Source organism: Providencia sp. wls1943 (genome assembly GCF_009706275.1).
Lineage (GTDB): Bacteria > Pseudomonadota > Gammaproteobacteria > Enterobacterales > Enterobacteriaceae > Providencia > Providencia zhijiangensis.
In genome coordinates this window covers 234369-254582 of record NZ_WLTU01000007.1, presented here as the reverse complement: position 1 = coordinate 254582, position 20214 = coordinate 234369, and the positions used below count along the sequence as shown (strand labels likewise).

16 protein-coding genes and 1 other annotated feature (1 of these 17 cut by a window edge) are annotated in these 20214 nt (G+C 43.0%); of the genes, 10 read left to right on the top strand and 6 right to left on the bottom strand.

Annotation, left to right across the window (positions count from 1 at the left end; translation table 11 throughout):
- Positions 1 to 67 (bottom strand) — a sequence feature (Trp leader region); it reaches 35 nt to the left of the window's first position.
- Positions 68 to 256: 189 nt separating this feature from the next.
- From rnm to GKR48_RS03280, 4 genes are all read left to right on the top strand, one after another.
- Positions 257 to 1123: an RNase RNM gene (gene rnm, locus GKR48_RS03295; RefSeq protein ID WP_154626976.1), complete on the top strand. Its 867-nt coding sequence runs from the start codon at positions 257 to 259 to the stop codon at positions 1121 to 1123.
- A 260-nt stretch (positions 1124 to 1383) separates the two neighbouring features.
- Positions 1384 to 2004 carry an L-threonylcarbamoyladenylate synthase gene (locus GKR48_RS03290; RefSeq protein ID WP_036956539.1) on the top strand — a complete coding sequence of 207 codons (621 nt, stop codon included), beginning with the start codon at positions 1384 to 1386 and terminating at the stop codon, positions 2002 to 2004.
- 196 nt (positions 2005 to 2200) lie between these two features.
- Positions 2201 to 3118, top strand: coding sequence for a 23S rRNA pseudouridine(2605) synthase RluB (gene rluB / locus GKR48_RS03285; RefSeq protein WP_036956541.1), 918 nt, complete (start codon positions 2201 to 2203; stop codon positions 3116 to 3118).
- A 459-nt stretch (positions 3119 to 3577) separates the two neighbouring features.
- Positions 3578 to 4492 (top strand): hypothetical protein, encoded by a 915-nt coding sequence (locus GKR48_RS03280; protein ID WP_154626974.1) that lies wholly within the window; start codon positions 3578 to 3580, stop codon positions 4490 to 4492.
- A gap of 32 nt (positions 4493 to 4524) precedes the next feature.
- Here GKR48_RS03280 and cobO read toward each other — a convergent pair whose 3' ends face one another.
- Positions 4525 to 5115, bottom strand: a complete 591-nt coding sequence (gene cobO, locus GKR48_RS03275) for a cob(I)yrinic acid a,c-diamide adenosyltransferase (RefSeq protein WP_154603742.1) — start codon at positions 5113 to 5115, stop codon at positions 4525 to 4527.
- Between the two features lie 23 nt (positions 5116 to 5138).
- Positions 5139 to 5900, bottom strand: coding sequence for a YciK family oxidoreductase (locus GKR48_RS03270; RefSeq protein WP_154626972.1), 762 nt, complete (start codon positions 5898 to 5900; stop codon positions 5139 to 5141).
- Between the two features lie 178 nt (positions 5901 to 6078).
- On the opposite strand from GKR48_RS03270, the gene sohB reads away from it, so the two are divergent.
- The gene (gene sohB, locus GKR48_RS03265; protein ID WP_336431109.1) at positions 6079 to 7125 is read left to right on the top strand and encodes a protease SohB; all 1047 of its coding nucleotides are present in this window, start codon (positions 6079 to 6081) and stop codon (positions 7123 to 7125) included.
- 95 nt (positions 7126 to 7220) lie between these two features.
- On the opposite strand, the gene GKR48_RS03260 is transcribed toward sohB, so the two are convergent.
- Entirely contained in the window at positions 7221 to 7478 is a 258-nt protein-coding gene (locus GKR48_RS03260) for a DUF2498 family protein (RefSeq protein ID WP_154603744.1), read from the bottom strand.
- 287 nt (positions 7479 to 7765) lie between these two features.
- Here GKR48_RS03260 and topA point away from each other — a divergent pair, with 287 nt between their 5' ends.
- Both topA and sodC read left to right on the top strand, forming a co-directional pair.
- A complete protein-coding gene (gene topA, locus GKR48_RS03255; RefSeq protein ID WP_154626971.1) occupies positions 7766 to 10384 on the top strand; it encodes a type I DNA topoisomerase in 2619 nt (872 codons plus the stop codon).
- Positions 10385 to 10766: 382 nt separating this feature from the next.
- Positions 10767 to 11300: a superoxide dismutase family protein gene (gene sodC / locus GKR48_RS03250; RefSeq protein ID WP_154626969.1), complete on the top strand. Its 534-nt coding sequence runs from the start codon at positions 10767 to 10769 to the stop codon at positions 11298 to 11300.
- A gap of 185 nt (positions 11301 to 11485) precedes the next feature.
- Here the strand turns inward: sodC and GKR48_RS03245 are convergent, their stop codons facing one another.
- Positions 11486 to 13519 (bottom strand): M13-type metalloendopeptidase, encoded by a 2034-nt coding sequence (locus GKR48_RS03245; RefSeq protein ID WP_154626967.1) that lies wholly within the window; start codon positions 13517 to 13519, stop codon positions 11486 to 11488.
- A 289-nt stretch (positions 13520 to 13808) separates the two neighbouring features.
- On the opposite strand from GKR48_RS03245, the gene cysB reads away from it, so the two are divergent.
- From cysB to GKR48_RS03230, 3 genes are all read left to right on the top strand, one after another.
- The gene (gene cysB / locus GKR48_RS03240; protein ID WP_154626965.1) at positions 13809 to 14783 is read left to right on the top strand and encodes an HTH-type transcriptional regulator CysB; all 975 of its coding nucleotides are present in this window, start codon (positions 13809 to 13811) and stop codon (positions 14781 to 14783) included.
- Between the two features lie 93 nt (positions 14784 to 14876).
- Entirely contained in the window at positions 14877 to 17549 is a 2673-nt protein-coding gene (acnA, locus tag GKR48_RS03235; protein ID WP_154626963.1) for an aconitate hydratase AcnA, read from the top strand.
- Positions 17550 to 17735: 186 nt separating this feature from the next.
- The gene (locus tag GKR48_RS03230; protein ID WP_154626961.1) at positions 17736 to 18185 is read left to right on the top strand and encodes a hypothetical protein; all 450 of its coding nucleotides are present in this window, start codon (positions 17736 to 17738) and stop codon (positions 18183 to 18185) included.
- A 93-nt stretch (positions 18186 to 18278) separates the two neighbouring features.
- Here GKR48_RS03230 and hemB read toward each other — a convergent pair whose 3' ends face one another.
- Positions 18279 to 19256 carry a porphobilinogen synthase gene (gene hemB, locus GKR48_RS03225; RefSeq protein ID WP_132495992.1) on the bottom strand — a complete coding sequence of 326 codons (978 nt, stop codon included), beginning with the start codon at positions 19254 to 19256 and terminating at the stop codon, positions 18279 to 18281.
- A gap of 248 nt (positions 19257 to 19504) precedes the next feature.
- Complete coding sequence (ribA, locus tag GKR48_RS03220) at positions 19505 to 20101, bottom strand: GTP cyclohydrolase II (protein WP_036956569.1); 597 nt, start codon at positions 20099 to 20101, stop codon at positions 19505 to 19507.
- Between the last annotated feature and the right edge of the window lie 113 nt (positions 20102 to 20214).

Below are 20214 nucleotides of genomic sequence, written 5' to 3'. Positions count from 1 at the left end.
CTGAGGCATTAACAATTTATGCGCGTGCGGCTTCCGCCCAATTTGGGAAGTCGCGCCACCAACGATTTGATAAATTGAAAACAGTCATACATGCCTCACTGGATAAACAAATTAAGTTTTAAATGCTTTTGAATACTAATTCTTTTGAATACAGTGCAATCTTGCGTACTAGTAAACTGGATCGCGCGATTGATGTCAATAGCTGTTTGTATTTATTTTTAATTTTCGTTAAGTCGAAAAGGGAGAAGGTAACAATATGTCGCAAGATTCGACGCCAATAATGACTCGCTATGACTTACATAGCCATACGAATGCATCAGATGGAGAGCTACCTCCCGCTGAGTTAGTCGAACGTGCGATAGCAATGGGTGTGAATATTTTATCAATCACGGATCATGATACTTGTGATGGTTTAATCGCCGCCAAAGCGTATCTTGCTGATAATTCACGCCCATTAACATTAGTTAACGGGGTTGAAATTTCTACCCTGTGGGAAAATATTGAAATTCATATTGTTGGGTTGAATTTTTCACCGAGCCATCCTGCGATGGATGCATTACTCTCGCAACAATCACAACGTCGCCTAGAACGCGGAATTGAGATAGGTCGTCGCTTGCAAAAGGCGGGAATTGACGATGCGTGGGAAAATGCTCAAGCGATTTCAGGTGGTGGACAGGTCACACGTGCGCATTTTGCGCAGTATATTGTTAAAATTGGCAAAGAGAAAACCATCAATAATGTGTTTAAGCGCTATCTGGCAAAAGGAAAAACCGGCTATGTGCCTGCTCAGTGGTGCAGCATTCAAGAAGCCGTGGATGCCATTCATCAATCTGGCGGTGTCGCGGTTCTGGCGCATCCATCAAAATATCAATTATCGAATAAATGGTTAAGACGCCTGATCGATCACTTTAAAGCCTGCCAAGGGGATGCGATGGAAATTTCTCATTGCCAGCAACCGGCGAATGAGAAGCGATTTTTAGGGGAATTGGCGCAAGAGGCTAACTTGAAAACCTCTGTTGGATCAGACTTCCATCGTCCTTGTTCGTGGATTGAGTTAGGGCGGAATTTATGGCTCCCTGATGATGAGCAAGCCGTTTGGACCCTCTGGGATAAAGTGAATTGACGGGCAGCTAAAATCCTCTAGTTTGTAAGAATATTACCTAATTCGTTGATGGATCACGGTTTGGGTGTAAAATAATCTGTATATGAATTATTTTGTTGAGTCACAATATTATTTGATAAGGGTAATATTGTGACTGTTGTGTCTTATAAGCGCCGTTGTGTTTTATAAGAGTCGTTTTGTTTTGTAGGAAATAGATAGATAGTGCCATTTTTAGGTCGTTCACCGGATGATGCTGTCGATACTCAACTATAGAGGTCACTATGAGCCAGTTTTTTTATATCCATCCGGACAACCCTCAGGCAAGGCTGATAAGCCAAAGCGTTGAGATCCTGAATAAAGGCGGTGTTGTCGTCTACCCAACAGATTCAGGTTATGCCATTGGTTGTCGTTTAGAAGATAAAAATGCCCTAGAACGTATTTGCCGTATCCGAAAATTGGATGCGAACCATAACTTTACCTTGATGTGCCGTGATCTATCCGAAATCTCTAATTATGCCCATGTGGATAACACCGTATTTCGTTTAATCAAAAACAATACACCGGGTAATTACACCTTTATTTTAAAAGCTACCAAAGAAGTGCCTCGTCGTTTGATGAATGAAAAGCGTAAAACCATTGGGTTACGCGTACCATCAAACCCTATTGCCCGCGACCTGTTAGAAGCGGTGGGTGAGCCATTAATGTCCACTAGCTTGATTTTACCGGGAGATGATTTTACCCAATCTGATCCAGAAGAGATCCGTGACTTACTGGATAAACAAGTGGATTTAGTGATCCACGGTGGTTACATCGGGCAAAAACCAACCACAGTCATTGATTTTACCGACGACACACCAGTTGTCGCCCGTGTCGGAACTGGCGACCCAACCCCATTTGAATAAGCCAGTCTTCCTTGAAGGTGCATTCTTTCAGGAAAGACGATTAGTCATAGGGGATCACAATAAACCTGTGTATAATGCGCAGGTTTTCAAATTCATCACTTTTTGCCGATGACGCAAGACTTGTTAATTGAGTGAGGCGTGTTTTAATCGTGCAAAAAGCTATTTGACGCCTGTGAAGGCGACAGTTGAGGATCTCATGAGTTCTAAACCGCAACAAACTGAAAAGTTACAAAAAATTCTTGCCCGTTCAGGGCATGGCTCCCGCCGAGAAATCGAAGGCCTATTGAAAGAAGGCCGCATTAGTGTTGATGGCAAAATGGCAACATTGGGTGACCGTGTTGAAGTCAAAGCCTCCACAAAAATTCGTCTTGATGGTCGTGTCTTAGCGATAAAAGAGCCAGAAAAAGAAATTTGCCGCGTGATGGCATACTACAAACCGGAAGGGGAATTGTGCACGCGCCATGATCCTGAAGGTCGCCCAACGGTATTTAACCGTTTACCAAAACTGACTGGGGCTCGTTGGATTGCTGTAGGGCGTCTAGATGTGAACACCAGTGGTTTATTGTTATTTACAACCGATGGTGAATTAGCTAACCGCTTAATGCACCCAAGCCGTGAAGTGGAACGCGAATACGCAGTACGTGTATTTGGTGAAATCACGGATGCAAAAATTCGTCAGTTAACCACTGGCGTACAATTAGAAGATGGTCCGGCATCCTTTAAAACTGTGTCGTATCGCGGTGGTGAAGGGATGAACCAATGGTATAACGTCACCTTAACTGAAGGTCGTAACCGTGAAGTTCGTCGTCTATGGGAATCTGTTGGTGTGCAAGTGAGCCGCCTGATCCGTGTTCGGTACGGAGATATTGATTTACCGAAAGGTTTACCGCGTGGTGGTTGGACTGAATTAGGTTTAGAGCAAACTAACTATTTAAGAGAGTTAGTTGAACTGGATGTTGAAACAGAAAGTAAAGTGTCTGTTGAGCGTGATCAGCGCCGCATCAAAGCTAACCAAATTCGCCGTGCTGTGAAACGTCACACTCAAGTGGCATCTCGTCCAGCTGCGAAGCGCCAAACTTCACGCCCAACGGCTAAACGTCGTACTCGAATCTAATCGTATAACGTTATTCGAATGGTTAAAAATAAAGGTTATGGTATTTGCCATAGCCTTTTTTATTTTTGTTTCAGTTAAATAGAATAGCGAAATAATCTGCTACTCTTTTTGAACACTTCAATTATTAATTCATTCAATTTTCATTTATCTAGCAATTGGTTTGTTATCGAAAAATTGACTTAAAATCAAACAATCATTTCCAATAATATAAATAAACTATCCTAATCTTAAATTATTATTTATTGGTTATCTTTTTTTGACTAGAAAACGATAAAGTAAAAACAGGCTGGGTTATTCCACTTATTACTTTTACTTCTTTGTTATTTTGATATTTAAAACTTAAAATACGCCAATTAAGAGTTTATAAGGTATCTGTCACATTATGAGGCTTTTATATTGTACAACTCATCCATCTAATCTATTTTTATCATAATGAAACAATAAAAGGTTTTAATGTTTATGTTATGTGCAAAGTCGGCGAAATATGTAGCACTATTGAGTTTTGGCATAACAAGTTGTGATGTTTATCAACCACATACTTCAGAGAGTGGGCGCTTCTTTTTTAGTAATGACTCGTCGGAAAATTATTCTTTTTTTATTGATAATAAACTGATGGTGATCCCGAAAGTATCAGTGGGTAGCCTACATTTAAAACAAGGCTTGCATTCCATGACAACCGAAGAAGGTCAGCACATTTATTTTATGGTTTACCCTGGTAATAAAGGGGGGATATTAAATCCCCAAAAGCATCTTTATTATTCTTATAGCTTTGTATACGGTAATAATGGAATTCCTTCTATTCATAATAAAACCATACAGGAATTAACTGTTGGTGATTATCGAGTAAAAGGGAGAATTGAGAGTAGTGATGATTTCATTATTGATAATAACGTATTCAACTGTGATTACCCGATCGGAACACGGATCCCTGATGAATTAAATTCGCTAACGACAGTAAGTAAAATAAAAACAAAGTGTTTCTCTTATTCAGAATTAATTACGGCGATTTCTTCGGATGATAAGCAAATGACGCAACTGGTTGTGCGTCAAAATGAACCCGTACAAAACAATACGGTGAGTTTAACATTTGACTATTTTGTCACACTCCCTGTTTTTGAAGATCAGCAAATCCAGCAGTACGCGATGAAAGTGAATACACTGATTCAAGATTACCGAGCATCCTCTGATCCAGAAAAAAAACAGAACTTTTATAATCAGTACCATGTAGCCGTATTGAATATGGCGGAGCTCTATAGCCAATGGGAAACTGGGGATAATTGTCTTGAAGAGCGACAAAAATATTTGCAATTCTTGTCGCAAACTACCGCTATTTTTAGTGCTGGGGTTTTAAAACTGGATGTGGCACCGAAATAGCCTGTGGCAGCTAACGAGTATGTTGCCAAAGGCTACCAATCAATCCCTTTTTGCGCTTTGATCCCCGCATCAAAGGCATGTTTAACAGGGCGCATTTCTGTCACCGTATCGGCAAAATCCAATAGATCACGGTGGCACCCTCTACCCGTAATAATGACGGATTGATTTTCAGGGCGGCAACTTAATGCATTCATTACTTCAGCAAGAGGAAGATAATGGTAACTGACCATGTAGGTTAGCTCGTCTAGGATCACCAAGTCATATTGAGGGTCTTGCAATAATTCCACTGCATGCTGCCAAGTTTCAAGGCAAGCTTGTGTGTCAGTCTGCTTGTTTTGCGTTTCCCAAGTAAACCCTGTGGACATTACATAAAAGGGGACGCCGTGAGGCTCTAAAAGATTGCGTTCGCCATTGTCCCAACCACCTTTAATAAACTGGACAACCGCCACTTTTTTGCCATGACCGACAGCGCGACAAGCGGTGCCAAATGCTGCCGTCGTTTTTCCTTTTCCATTGCCAGTGAAGACAATCAGGATCCCGCGCTCCAGCTGGGCGGCTTCAATTCGCTCATCCACTTTTTGCTTTAAACGTTGTTGGCGTTCTTCGTGTCGGTCTTGGCTCATGGTTTGCTCCGTTACAGTTGATTTTAAGCTTTGATCGGTTTTAAATTGGGCTGAGCGTCCACGCTGGTTCCTGTTTGCTCGGCGCTATCATCACCCATTAAGTATAGATAAGTCGGCATAATATCGGCAGGTGTTTTTAAGGTCATTGGATCTTCACCGGGGGCAGCGCCTGCACGCATAGCGGTACGAGTGCGTCCTGGGTTAATACAGTTAATACGTAATCCAGTGCCTTGATACTCATCGGCTAAGACTTGCATTAAGCCTTCGGTGGCAAATTTAGAGACGGCATAAACGCCCCAATTAGCGCGCCCTTGTTTACCGACACTTGAACTGGTGAAAATCAACGATGCGCGAGGAGCCTTTTCTAGTAAAGGAAGTAATGTTTGTGTGAGCATAAAGCCCGCATTGACGTTAACTTGCATAACGTCATGCCAGAGTTGGGTGGGTTGCTTGCTGATAGGCGCGATATTTCCTAGCAAGCCAGCGCTATGTAATACACCATCTAAATAAGGGTGTTGTTTTGCAATATCGTCAGCGATAACTTGGCAGGTTTTCTCTGTCGCAGTCAGTAAATCAATTACATAGGTTTCTACGGATGCGCGGGTAGAGTCAATAATTTGCTGTTTCACCGCGTCTAATTTTTGCGGGTTACGGCCTAATAAAATGACGGCGGCGCCAAAGCGTGCATACGTTAACGCTGCTTCTTGACCAATCCCGTCGGTAGCGCCAGTAATTAAGATAGTTTTACCCTTTAAAAGATCTTGTCTAGGCTGATAATGAAGCATAATTTTTCCTATCGTCATGAGTCGCGTTGAAGGTTATCATCGCGTAGATTGCACGGGAGGGCAATTTACCACATTTGTTTCATGTCTGTGGTTATTGATAACAGTTTTTTTACTGGTTGTTTATGAACAATCATGCGATCATTTTTTTATTAGCGTTAAATATTAGAAGGATCAACTTGTGGAGTATTTCTCTTTGTACGGACTGTTTTTAGCAAAAGTGGTCACCATTGTAGTCGCCATTGCTGTGATTGCAGTATTTGTATTTGGCGTAGGTATGAGACGTCAAGGAAGTAAAGGCGCGTTAAAAATTACTGACCTAGGTGAAAGTTACCGTGAGCGCCAACGTCAAATGCAGCAGATCAAAATGAATGATTCTGAGCAAAAAGCGTGGTCAAAGGCATTTAAAAAGCAGGAAAAAGCCAAGTCTAAAAATGAAAAAACAGGGGCAAAAATGGGGCAAACTGCCGTTAAAAAGCCTTGCTTATATGTATTAGACTTTAAAGGTAGCATGGATGCTCGTGAAGTTAGCTCTTTACGCGAAGAAATCAGTGCAATTCTGGCAGTTGCTGATCAACAAGATGAAGTTTTACTACGTTTAGAAAGCCCAGGTGGTTTAGTCCATGGCTATGGCTTAGCAGCTTCTCAGTTAATGCGATTGAAAGAGAAAAACATTCCGCTAACGATTGCAGTTGATAAAGTTGCGGCAAGTGGCGGTTATATGATGGCGTGTATCGCGAATAAAATCGTTGCGGCACCGTTTTCTATTATAGGCTCTATTGGTGTTGTGGCTCAGGTTCCGAATATTCATCGCTTATTGAAAAAGCACGATGTGGATGTGGAATTGCACACCGCAGGGGAATATAAACGTACTCTGACGATGCTTGGCGAAAATACAGAGCAGGGGCGTAAGAAATTTGTTGAAGACTTGAATTCAACTCACGAACTGTTTAAAGATTTTGTTCATCAAAATCGCCCATCTCTTGATATTGCAGCGGTGGCAACAGGCGAATATTGGTATGGAACGCAAGCGCTAGAGAAAGGGCTAGTTGACCAAATTGGTGTTAGTGATGATTTGATCATCAACGCAATCGAAACCAAAGAAATTATCAGCATCCGTTTTGTGATGAGCAAGAAAATGGTAGATCGCTTTACCAGTAGTGCGGCAGAGAGTGCGGATAAGCTATTATTACGCTGGTGGCAGCGTGGGCAAAAGCCGCTTTTATAAAAAAGCCAATAATGTTCACTGAATATTCATGACACAATATTTATGTTGAACTACCCTTAAAAATACCGGCTACGAAAGCCGGTATTTTTTTATAACTATTCTGATTCTTGCAGTCGGTACTTATCAGAAAATAGGTGTGCCAAATGCTTATACATATTAAAAGCGGCTGGACTTTTTAGGGATGGGATCCCGTTTTCATCAAGGAAGAATTCGCCTTTGAAAACTAAAACATCGCGATGTTGCTCGACATTATCCACGAACATGCCATCAAGGTACTCATCGTGGTTTTTGATGATTTCGTTGGCTTTTTCAAGCAGTTCTTGCTTTGAAATAGTTTGAATCTCATTGTTCATAGAATGCCTCTCTTGAAAAAATAATTGGTTGCTTCTAGCATTTTATCAGGTACAGTGTGTGTTTTTCAATGCGGCTAAACTGCATTATGTGGTTAAAATCAGTCAACTAGAGCAATTTGTATGTTTTACAAAATAATGTGGCTGATGGATAAAATTCGTTTCGTTACAAATTATTGTGCGAAAAAATATTGATATATTGTGATTGTGTCGCAATATAAAAAAGAGATTCTCATTTTGCGCATTTGAATAGAAAAATGCGCCTTCGTTGATAGTAGGTAAAGGTAAATATGGGTAAAGCTCTTGTTATAGTGGAGTCCCCGGCAAAAGCCAAAACGATCAATAAGTATCTTGGCAGTGGCTACGTTGTAAAAAGCAGCGTTGGCCACATTCGTGATCTGCCGAAAAGCGGCTCTGGTTCACAATCCGGCTCACCAAAGAGTACAGGCTCATCTACCGATAAAGCAAAGACAGACAAAACAAAGAAAGTTAAAAAGGATCCGCAAGAAGCGTTAGTTAAACGCATGGGGATCGACCCTTATCATGGTTGGAAGGCGAATTATCAAATTCTGCCGGGTAAGGAAAAAGTGGTTTCTGAATTAAAAGCGTTAGCCGAAGATGCTGACCACGTCTACCTCGCGACGGACCTTGACCGCGAAGGGGAAGCGATTGCGTGGCATTTACGCGAAGTGATCGGTGGTGATGATTCTCGTTTTAGCCGAGTGGTGTTTAACGAAATCACTAAAAATGCAATTACTCAAGCATTTGAAAGCCCGGGCGAATTGAATATCGACCGTGTTAATGCTCAGCAAGCTCGTCGCTTTATGGACCGTGTTGTTGGGTATATGGTCTCTCCATTATTATGGAAAAAAGTGGCGCGCGGATTATCTGCTGGACGCGTACAGTCCGTAGCAGTAAGACTTATTGTTGAGCGTGAACGTGAAATTAAAGCGTTTGTTCCTGAAGAATATTGGGAGCTCCATGCGGATTTAGCGGATAAAAACGCCGTTAACTTACGTTTAGAAGTGACTTCCCAAGCGGGGAAAGCCTTTAAACCTGTTAATAAAGTCCAAACGGAAGCTGCGGTTAAATTACTGGAAAAAGCACGTTATCAAGTCATTGATCGTGAAGATAAACCAACGTCCAGTAAACCAAGCGCACCGTTTATCACGTCGACACTCCAACAAGCGGCGAGTACTCGCTTAAGCTTTGGTGTGAAGAAAACCATGATGATGGCTCAGCGCTTATATGAAGCAGGTTACATCACTTATATGCGTACGGACTCAACGAACTTGAGCCAAGATGCGGTGAACATGGTACGTGGTTATATTTCCGATAACTTTGGCGCACAGTATCTACCAAAAGACGCCAACGTTTATACCAGTAAAGATAACTCTCAAGAAGCGCACGAAGCTATTCGCCCATCCAGTGTTGATGTATTACCAGATTCACTGAAAGACATGGAAAACGACGCTAAGCGCCTCTACCAGTTAATTTGGAATCAATTTGTTGCGTGTCAAATGACCCCAGCAAAATACGACTCCACCACATTAACGGTGAAAGCGGGAGATTTCGAATTAAAAGCCAAAGGCCGTACGTTACGTTTTGATGGTTGGACAAGAGTCATGCCAGCACTGCGTAAAAATGATGAAGATAAAACATTACCTGCGATTCAAGTAGGTGCTGAATTATCACTGCTGGAATTACTGCCAAGCCAGCACTTTACTAAGCCACCAGCGCGCTTTAGTGAAGCTTCTTTGGTTAAAGAATTAGAAAAACGTGGCATTGGCCGCCCATCAACGTATGCGGCAATCATTTCAACGATCCAAGATCGTGGCTATGTAAAAGTGGAAAATCGCCGCTTCTATGCGGAAAAAATGGGTGAAATCGTTACAGACCGTTTAGAAGAAAACTTTAACGACCTGATGAACTACGACTTCACCGCTCGCATGGAAAACCAGCTGGACCACGTTGCGAATCATGAAGCAGAGTGGAAAGCGGTGTTGGATGAATTTTTCTCTGACTTCAGCAAGCAGCTTGATGTCGCAGAAAAAGATCCGGAAGAAGGCGGCATGCGTACCAACCCAATGGTGATCACCTCGATTATCTGTCCTGACTGTGAACGTCATATGGGAATTCGTACCGCATCCACAGGGGTATTCTTAGGCTGCTCTGGCTATGCATTGCCACCAAAAGAGCGCTGCAAGAAAACCATCAATCTGATCCCTGAAGATGAAGTATTAAACATCCTCGAAGGTGACGATGCAGAAACTAACGCCTTAAGAGCAAAACGTCGTTGTCCAAAATGTGGCACTGCGATGGACAGCTACCTGATTGATAATGGTCGTAAATTGCATGTATGTGGTAACAACCCAGCATGTGAAGGCTATGAAATCGAAGAAGGCGAGTTCCGCATCAAAGGTTACGATGGTCCGGTGATTGAGTGTGATAAATGTGGTTCTGAAATGCACCTGAAAATGGGACGTTTTGGGAAATACATGGGTTGCACCAACGAAGAGTGTAAAAATACCCGCAAGATCTTAAAAAGTGGTGAAATTGCACCACCGAAAGAAGACCCAGTACCGTTACCAGAATTACCGTGTGAAAAGTCGGATGCCTATTTTGTTTTACGTGATGGTGCTGCTGGCGTATTCCTTGCCGCAAACACCTTCCCGAAATCAAGGGAAACACGTGCGCCATTAGTGGCAGAGCTGCAACGATTTAAAGACAGATTACCGGAAAAATTAGCGTACTTAGCGGAAGCACCAGCACAAGACGAAGAAGGTAACCCAACAGTAGTTCGCTTTAGCCGCAAGACAAAACAGCAATATGTTTCGTCCGAGAAAGATGGCAAGGCGACGGGGTGGAGTGCTTTTTATGTTGATGGTGTTTGGAAAGCCAAAGAATAGTTTTTTGTTCTTCATACTTTGCACCGTAGCGGCGTTGGCAGCACTCGCTAACCCTAGTCACATACTTGTGTATGCTCCTAGGGATTAGCTCGATTGTCGCCTTGCTGCAGCACAAATTATTTTGAATAAATACTATTGATTATATTCAGGATGACTCTGGTGCTAACCGCCGCCTTGTTCTAACGCGAATTATTTAGAATAACAGCTTTGGAGTTATTCAAAGCCAAAGCCGCAATCATTATAGAAGAGCCCTCAGGGCTCTTTTTTTGTTCATAATTCGATAGCTCTCACATAACAAAAGCAGCAATCGCCCATTTTCATTCATTTATTATGCTAACGTTTAGCTTAAGGATAATAATCACAGTGAATGACTGGAGGCAGTATGAAGTTCAAATTATGTTTATTAGCGGCACTATTCACAACTAGCGCAGCGTATGCGGCACAAACCACGGTAGAGCTGAAAGAAGCAACCGCCAAAGGTGAGGGCAAAGCCATTGGCGAAGTGGTGATTTCTGAAACTGAATACGGATTACTCTTCACACCTAAACTCTCTGGGCTGCAAGCGGGTGGCGTGCATGGTTTCCATGTACATGAGAACCCAAGTTGCGAACCGGGTGAAAAAGACGGTAAAACCGTACCAGCATTAAAAGCGGGCGGACATTTAGATCCAGCCAAAACAGGGATTCACAAAGGACCTTATGACAAAACAGGCCACCTCGGAGATTTACCGGGTTTAGTGGTTGATAGCCAAGGTAATGCCACCTACAGCGTGCTAGCGCCAAAATTAAAATCCTTGAAAGATGTCCAAAACCGCGCGCTAATGGTGCATGCGGGCGGGGATAATTATTCAGACCATCCAGAGGTTCTTGGCGGTGGGGGGGCTAGAATGGCCTGCGGCATCATTCCTTCGTCATAATTCGCACTGTAGCTGTGTTGGCTACACTCGCTAACCCTAGTCACATACTTGTGTATGCTCCTAGGGATTAGCTCATTTGCCGCCTTGCTACAGCACGAATTATTTAGAAGGAACGGCAATATGATAGGTCATAAAAAAGCCTCTTATCCAAGAGGCTTTTCAACGTTATCTTACCGACTCAACCATCACCAAATCTTAATGCGTTTTTCTGGTGCGAGGTATAGGGCATTATCCTTATCAACGCCGAAGGTGGTGTACCAATCATCGATATTACGGACGACGCCATTAGCGCGGAACTGATTTGGACTGTGTGGATCGGTGAGGATCTTGTTGCGTTCGGATTCCTTATTCGACAACTCCTGCCAGGTTCTGGCCCATGAAATAAAGAAACGCTGCAAACCGGTCATGCCATCAATAATAGGTGGCTCGCCATTTGGGTAGTTCTCTTTAGCAAATTGCTTATAGGCGCTTAGCGCGATATTTAAGCCACCTAAATCCCCAATATTCTCTCCTAGGGTTAACTCGCCATTCACTTTCTGGCCATCGACGGCAAAGCCATTATATTGATCCACCAACTTGGCCGTTTTCTCTTTAAAATGCTCTTTGGCGCTGTCGCTCCACCAATTGCGTAGTTGACCTGTACCATCATATAAGCTGCCTTGGTCATCAAAACCGTGGCCCATTTCATGACCGATTACTGCCCCGATGGCACCGTAGTTATAAGCAGGATCCACATTTGGGTCGAAGAATGGTGCTTGTAAAATAGCCGCAGGGAACACAATTTCATTTTGCACTGGATTGAAATACGCATTGATGGTTTGTGGCGTCATACCCCATTCCCATTTGCGGACAGGTTGACCAATTTTGCTCATGGCATCGTTATATGACCACGCTTCCATTTGCTTATAGTTATCCATCAACGTATTTGGTTTCAAATTAACGCTACTAAAATCATTCCATTTATCAGGGTAGCCGACTTTAACCGTAAACTGCTCTAATTTTTTCAGCGCTTCTTGGCGGGTGGGTTCATCCATCCAATCATTATCTTTCAGGCGTGCATTAAAGGTACCGCGCACATAACTGACTAAATCTTGGATTTTTTCTTTAGATTGTGGATTGAAATATTTCTCTACATAAATCTGTCCGAGAGGCTCACCTTGCAGTGAATTGACTGTTTGAAGTGCACGTTCTTGACGAGTCCGCTGTTTTTCAACGCCATTGAGTTTTTTCGAATAAAAATCAAAGCGTGCATCAGATAAGGTTTTGGTCAGATAACTGGCATGGTCGTTCACGTACTGGAACGTTAGGTAATCTTTCAAGACTGAAACCGGGGTTTTGGCAAAAATCTGTGCCGTTTTTTCTACCGCGGTATCATTCTCAACCACCACTTTCGCCAGTTGCTGATCGGTTAACTTCCAGTGCTGAATAAAGCTATCCCACGCAAAACCATCGGTAAATTTCTTCATTTCAGCGAGGGTCATAGGGTGATAATTTTTGATGGTGTCACGGCGAGCTTCTGGGCTCCAATGTACTTCAGCAATGGATTTTTCAAGGTCGAAGATCTGTTGTGCTTTTTTCTTAACGTCTTTTTCGCCGGCTAATTTCAAGATAGTCGCAATATACGCAATGTAGTTTTTGCGGATCTCTTTCATTTGCGGGGTATCGTCAAGGTAGTAATTACGATTAGGTAACCCCAGCCCACCTTGACCAAGATACAGAATATACGTATCTGGCGCCTTGGCGTCTAAATCCACCCAATAAGAGAGCACGGAGGTATAACCCGGCAGCGTCATCAGACGGCTAATATCATTATGATCTTTGGCGTTTGCAATAGCCGCTAAGTCGGATTTGATTGGCGTTAAACCCGCTTTTTCAATGCTAGCCTCATCCAAATAGCTCAAATATAAGTTACGAATATTTTTCTGATTATGATCCAAGCTGCTCTCTGGGGCTTGCTTTAATTCATCGATAATAGATTGAGTTTGCTTTTCGGTACTTAAATACAAATCCACGAAAGAGTTAATTCGTGGCATACCTGTTGGGATTTTCGCTTTATTAATCCAATCATGGTTAACGTACTGGTAAAAATCATTACCCGGTACGATGGTGTCAGATAACACGATTTTTTGCTGACCGTAAGATAGCTCTTTCGCTAATAAGTGAGGCGCAAAGGATAGGGTTGATAAACCGACCATCATGGCTAAAACTTTTATACGCATCTAGATAACCTCTCTGTAGTCTAAATAGGATGCTCACCGCAAAAATGGAAATAAAATTCGTATGCTAATTATTCAAGCATAGTCGAAGAAAAAAATAATCTGACTTTGCAATACCTTACTTGGGCGCCATCTTTTTTTCACAGCAAGATGAAATAATATCATCATACTGTTTATTCTCATTAGTTTGATGTTATATTGGTTATATATATATTAAACAATATTACTTTTTGTTATATGTAATGTTTTTTAGCTATAGCAGAAATGATTTCCTGTAAGAGGTGGAGTGAGTATGAAGTTACAGCAACTGCGATATATTGTTGAAGTGGTTAATCACGACCTGAATGTTTCATCGACAGCAGAAGGGTTATTTACTTCCCAACCGGGGATCAGTAAACAAGTCAGAATGTTGGAAGATGAGCTAGGCATTCAAATTTTTGCGCGTAGTGGTAAGCATCTGACTCACGTGACTCCAGCCGGTGAGGAAGTCGTACGCATTTCCCGTGAAGTGCTCTCCAAAATTGAGGCCATCCGCTCTGTCGCCGGTGAGCATACCATTCCTGATCGCGGTAGTTTAAAAATCGCCACGACGCATACCCAAGCCCGTTATGCCTTACCACCGGTGATTAAAACCTTTATTGAACGTTATCCTCATGTTTCCTTGCATATGCAGCAAGGCTCGCCAACCCAAATCGCGGAAGAAGTTTGCAAAGGGAATAGTGATTTTGCTATCGCGACAGAAGCGCTCCATCTGTACAGCGACCTTATTATGTTGCCATGCTACCACTGGAACCGTTGTGTGATTGTCCCTAAAGGGCACCCTCTGACCGAGAAAAAGAACGTTACGATTGAGGATATTGCAGAATACCAAATTGTGACGTACACCCACGGGTTTACTGGGCGTTCAGAGCTGGATGTCGCATTCCAAAAAGTGGGCTTAGAACCCAAAATTATTTTCACTGCCACAGATGCGGATGTGATCAAGACCTATGTGAAGCTCGGTTTAGGGATTGGTATTATCGCCAGTATGGCGGTAGATCCTGAGGTGGATAAAGATCTCGTGGTTATCGATATGCGCGATAAGTTTAGCTACAGCACCACAAAAATCGGTTTTAAACGCACCAGTTTCCTGCGCAGCTATATGTATGATTTTATTTGGCGTTTTGCCCCGCATCTCACGCGTGATGTGGTGGATAAAGCCATTGCCTTGCGTAACAACGAAGATATTGAAGAATATTTCAAAGAAATTGAGCTTCCTATTCTTTAATTGGCACAAAATCTATAGAGGAAATGATTATGAGGACTATGATTAATAATACTGCGTAAAAAAATAAGGTGATAAAAACGCCAAGGAGGAGTTATGTCGTTGAGTTTAAAAACAAACAGTGCAGCAACACTGAATGTCGGTAACAAACAGTATAATTACTTCAGTCTTGCCCTTGCAGAGAAACAATTAGGCAGCGGGGCGAGACTTCCTAAATCCCTCAAAGTTCTACTCGAAAACCTACTGCGTCATATCGACGGTAAATCCGTCGTAGACGCCGATCTCCAAGCCATCATCGATTGGCAAAAAAACGCCCATGCAGATAGAGAAATTGCTTATCGTCCTGCTCGGGTGCTGATGCAAGACTTTACCGGTGTTCCCGCGGTTGTCGACCTTGCGGCCATGCGTGAAGCCGTCAAATCCCTTGGTGGTAACGTTAACCAAGTTAACCCGTTATCTCCCGTCGATTTAGTTATTGATCACTCAGTAATGGTCGATGAGTTTGGTAATTCCCAAGCGTTTGATGACAACGTCGAAATCGAAATGAGGCGTAACCACGAACGCTACCTATTTTTACGTTGGGGGCAAAAAGCGTTTAACCGCTTTAGGGTGGTACCGCCAGGAACGGGCATCTGTCATCAGGTTAACCTTGAATACCTCGGTAAAGCGATTTGGCATGAAGAGGTCGACGGTAAATTAGTGGCCTATCCTGATACTTTGGTTGGAACCGACTCCCACACTACGATGATCAACGGCCTGGGAGTATTAGGCTGGGGTGTTGGCGGAATTGAAGCGGAAGCGGCGATGTTGGGGCAACCAGTTTCTATGCTGATCCCCGATGTCGTGGGCTTTAAGTTAACAGGTAAATTAGCAGAAGGGATCACCGCAACAGACTTGGTGTTAACTGTCACTCAGATGCTACGTAAGCATGGTGTCGTGGGTAAATTTGTTGAATTCTATGGGGATGGATTAGCTGACCTGCCACTTGCCGATCGTGCGACCATTGCCAATATGTCACCGGAATACGGAGCAACCTGCGGCTTCTTCCCGATAGACGAAATTACCCTTGCGTATATGAAACTGACAGGGCGTGAAGACGATGAAATCGCGCTGGTGGAAGCGTACAGCAAGCAACAAGGTTTATGGCGCCATCCAGGGGATGAACCGATTTTCACCAGTACCTTAGCGCTGGATATGGGGACGGTAGAATCGAGCCTTGCGGGACCTAAACGTCCACAAGACCGCGTTGAACTGAGCCAAGTTCCGAAAGCATTCCAAGGTGCTGTGGATTTAGAGCTGAATAAGCAAGGCCAACATGCGCATCCTCGCGTGAATTTTCAAGGGCAGGAATTCGACCTTACCGATGGTGCGGTAGTGATCGCCGCTATCACATCCTGTACCAACACCTCTAACCCTAGCGTATTAATGGCGGCAGGCTTACTGGCGAAAAAAGCGATAGAAAAAGGGCTTTCTCGTCAGCCATGGGTTAAGTCTTCTCTCGCGCCGGGTTCGAAGGTCGTGACTGATTACCTCGCGCTAGCGGGATTAACCCCTTATCTTGATCAACTGGGCTTTAACCTTGTGGGATATGGTTGTACTACCTGTATTGGTAACTCCGGTCCGTTACCTGCACCAATTGAAGAGGCGATTAAGCAATCTGATCTGACGGTTGGAGCTGTGCTTTCAGGTAACCGTAACTTCGAAGGGCGCATTCATCCGTTAGTAAAAACCAACTGGCTGGCATCACCGCCACTCGTCGTTGCCTATGCGCTAGCGGGCAATATGCACGTTAATTTAAAAAACGACCCTCTAGGTGTGGATAAACAGGGGCAGCCTATCTACTTGAAAGATATCTGGCCATCCAGCGCGGAAATTGCCCGCGCGGTTGAGAAAGTCAAAACCGATATGTTCCATAAGGAATATAACGCGGTTTTTGAAGGGGATGAAGCTTGGCGTGCGTTGGATGTTGAAAGCTCGTCAACCTACCATTGGCAAGGGGATTCAACCTATATTCGCCATCCACCATTCTTTGAAAACATGCCTGCGCAACCTAAGCCTGTCGCTGATATTCACGGGGCAAACATTCTCGCTATTCTTGGGGATTCGGTGACGACTGACCATATTTCTCCGGCGGGGAATATTAAGAAGGAAAGTCCAGCGGGGCGTTATCTCCAAGAACACGGTGTGGCGGTTGCGGATTTTAACTCTTATGGTTCTCGTCGTGGTAACCATGAAGTCATGATGCGTGGTACGTTTGCCAATATTCGTATTCGTAATGAAATGGTACCGGGTGTAGAAGGTGGCTATACCTTACATATTCCAACAGGCAAACAGATGGCTATCTTTGATGCGGCGATGCTGTATCAGCAACAAAAATGCCCGTTAGCTATTATTGCAGGTAAAGAATATGGTTCAGGCTCTAGCCGTGACTGGGCAGCAAAAGGCACTAATTTATTGGGTGTTCGTGTGGTGATCGCCGAATCCTATGAACGTATTCACCGTTCTAACTTAATTGGGATGGGGGTGATTCCATTAGAATTTACAGGTGGCGAAACCCGCAAAACCCTTGGTTTAAAAGGTGATGAGCGTATTGATGTTGCCGGTTTACAGTCTCTGACACCAAGTCAAAATATCACCGTCAAAATTACATATGGTGATGGCAAAGTGAAAGAGGTGAATACTCGTTGCCGCATCGATACGGCAACTGAAATGGAATATTACCGACACGGTGGGATCTTGCATTATGTGATCCGCCAAATGCTCAATTAATCTCCGTTTGTGGCGCCTGCAAGATTTCTTGTGGGCGTTTTTTCTTTATTAACGCTTAATATTGTTATTTCTCAAGTTTTTTAGCCAGTTTCTCAGTTATTGTGATAGTCAGTATTCAGAAAAAGCTCAATAGTTTGATGGAATGAAGTGACCGCATTTATCGAAAATAGCGTAAAGGAAATCAATATGGCAAATATCAATGAAACTGATTTTTTCAAGGGTGCATTATGGGCAGCAGACATTCTATTAAGCACTTCACATTGTGCGGGTGCGAATGACGAAGTTCGTGACATTCTAGAACATATTCCAAATCTCTATTCGGTTGTCATGAGAACCCCAGAAACCGAAGTCCATGATTTAAGATTATATGCAGATAAAGAGTTCCCATTAGGCTTGAATGCCGAGTACACCGCAATCTCTATTGCACCTCTAAAAGATTTCTTTGATATTTTGCCTGTCACTGATCACGAACTTGATTGTGAAGCCATGGATATTGAAACATGGGGCGTCGTTGCTAACCTTGCAAATGGTAAAAAAGATCTTCTGATTGCAGGGCTACTGACCCCAGAAACAGCTCAAATGTATGCAAACCGTCTATCCGAGCAGCTAGAATTTCAACAAAAAAAGGCGAGTTAACACTCGTATCGTTGAATAAATAAGCGGAAATGAACAAAAACGCCGATACTGTATTTATATCCAGTATCGGCGTTTTGTTATCTTAAAGAGAGATTACAGGATCTTATTTTCAGCTAATTGCAGTGCGAAATAAGTAAAGATTAAATCGGCTCCAGCGCGTTTAATGGCTCCTAAGCTTTCTAATGTGACGCGAGTTTCATCAATGGCACCTGCTTGTGCAGCAAATTTGATCATGGCGTATTCACCACTGACTTGATAAGCCCCAATCGGTAATTGGGTGCATTCACGTAGGTCACGGATAATATCTAAATATGCACCCGCCGGTTTGACCATCAGCGCATCTGCGCCTTCTTGCATATCAATGAGTGATTCGTGCAACGCTTCACGGCGGTTCATTGGGTTCATTTGGTAGGTTTTACGGTCACCTTTTAAACATGAACCTGCAGCATCACGGAATGGGCCATACAGCGCGGAAGCGAACTTCGTGGAGTAAGACATAATCGCCGTATCGGTAAATCCGGCTTCATCAAGTGCATGGCGAATTGCGGCAACTTGCCCATCCATTGCAGCTGAAGGCGCGATAAAGTCAGCACCCGCACGTGCAGCAGCAACGGCCTGCAAACCTAAATTATGGATAGTTTGGTCGTTATCAACCACGTCACCGTGCATCACACCGCAGTGACCGTGAGATGTGTATTCGCAGAAACAGGTATCTGACATCACAATCATTTCTGGGACGGTCTCTTTACAGATACGAGACATACGCGCCACCAGACCGTTGTCTTGCCATGCATCGCTACCATTTTCATCTAAGTGATGAGAGACTCCGAAGGTCATGACCGACTTAATGCCCGCTTTTGCAATACGTTCAATTTCATAAGCTAAGCGTTTTTCTGGAATACGCACAACACCGGGCATACTCGCAATCGGTGCGTAATCGTCTAAGCCTTCTTCAACGAAAATAGGCAAGCACAAGTCATTGATGGAGAGGTGGGTTTCTTGGAATAGGTCGCGGAATTGTTCACTTTTACGCAGTCTTCTCATGCGCTGGATGGAATGCAGGTTATTCACACTATCTCCTTGGTAGACGAAAAATAGACATTTCCCATTCGGATTATTATGTGGGAATGTTCAACTCTTATTTTTCGATGTATTTAATAATGAATGGGATTAAGTTGAGAACAGTATAAACCTTATAAAAAGAATGTGAATATATCACTCGTCAATTGTTATCGATTCGATTGTTATGAATGAAAATGGGAATTAAGACAAGAATAATAGGAAGAGCAAGGGATACTCTTCCTGATTGAGAAGGGTAATTATTGGTGCTTAAATAACATATGACCCATTTTTTGTGCTTTCACATCTAAATAATGTTCATTGCTAGGATTTCGTCCAACAATTAAGGGCACACGTTCAACAACGTTGATACCTGCTTCACGCATAATATCAATTTTTTTCGGGTTATTAGTCAGTAAGCGAACTTCATTAATGCCTAATAATTTATACATATCAGAACACAGGGTAAAATCACGTTCGTCGGCTTTAAACCCTAATTTTAGGTTAGCTTCAACGGTATCTAATCCTTGGTCTTGCAATGCATAAGCACGGATTTTGTTCAGTAATCCAATATTACGACCTTCTTGACGGTGATACAGCAGTACCCCTCGGCCTTCTTCACTAATTTGCTTGAGCGCAGCTTCTAATTGAAAACCACAGTCACAACGTAAACTAAATAATGCATCGCCAGTTAAGCATTCGGAATGAATACGACTGAGTACTGGCGTTGCGCCTGTAATATCACCAAAAATCAGTGCAACATGGTCACGACCTGTTGCAATTTCTTCAAAGCCTACCATTAGGAATTCACCGAAAGGGGTAGGAAGTTTGGCTTCGGCAATACGTTTTAGCTGCATATTTTCTTTCATTAGTTAAAGTAACTCTTGCTGAATTAAACACGTAAATCGATATGGTACTAAAGCTATATAGTCACTAAAGTTAAATATATCGATGCTATATGACGTTTGCA

Bases quoted from the DNA above. Each gene is read 5' to 3' on its own strand.
- rnm (WP_154626976.1), top strand. From the start codon at position 257: ATGTCGCAAGATTCGACGCCAATAATGACTCGCTATGACTTACATAGC.
- GKR48_RS03290 (WP_036956539.1), top strand. From the start codon at position 1,384: ATGAGCCAGTTTTTTTATATCCATCCGGACAACCCTCAGGCAAGGCTG.
- rluB (WP_036956541.1), top strand. From the start codon at position 2,201: ATGAGTTCTAAACCGCAACAAACTGAAAAGTTACAAAAAATTCTTGCC.
- GKR48_RS03280 (WP_154626974.1), top strand. From the start codon at position 3,578: ATGTTATGTGCAAAGTCGGCGAAATATGTAGCACTATTGAGTTTTGGC.
- cobO (WP_154603742.1), bottom strand. From the start codon at position 5,115: ATGAGCCAAGACCGACACGAAGAACGCCAACAACGTTTAAAGCAAAAA.
- GKR48_RS03270 (WP_154626972.1), bottom strand. From the start codon at position 5,900: ATGCTTCATTATCAGCCTAGACAAGATCTTTTAAAGGGTAAAACTATC.
- GKR48_RS03260 (WP_154603744.1), bottom strand. From the start codon at position 7,478: ATGAACAATGAGATTCAAACTATTTCAAAGCAAGAACTGCTTGAAAAA.
- topA (WP_154626971.1), top strand. From the start codon at position 7,766: ATGGGTAAAGCTCTTGTTATAGTGGAGTCCCCGGCAAAAGCCAAAACG.
- sodC (WP_154626969.1), top strand. From the start codon at position 10,767: ATGAAGTTCAAATTATGTTTATTAGCGGCACTATTCACAACTAGCGCA.
- GKR48_RS03245 (WP_154626967.1), bottom strand. From the start codon at position 13,519: ATGCGTATAAAAGTTTTAGCCATGATGGTCGGTTTATCAACCCTATCC.
- cysB (WP_154626965.1), top strand. From the start codon at position 13,809: ATGAAGTTACAGCAACTGCGATATATTGTTGAAGTGGTTAATCACGAC.
- acnA (WP_154626963.1), top strand. From the start codon at position 14,877: ATGTCGTTGAGTTTAAAAACAAACAGTGCAGCAACACTGAATGTCGGT.
- GKR48_RS03230 (WP_154626961.1), top strand. From the start codon at position 17,736: ATGGCAAATATCAATGAAACTGATTTTTTCAAGGGTGCATTATGGGCA.
- ribA (WP_036956569.1), bottom strand. From the start codon at position 20,101: ATGCAGCTAAAACGTATTGCCGAAGCCAAACTTCCTACCCCTTTCGGT.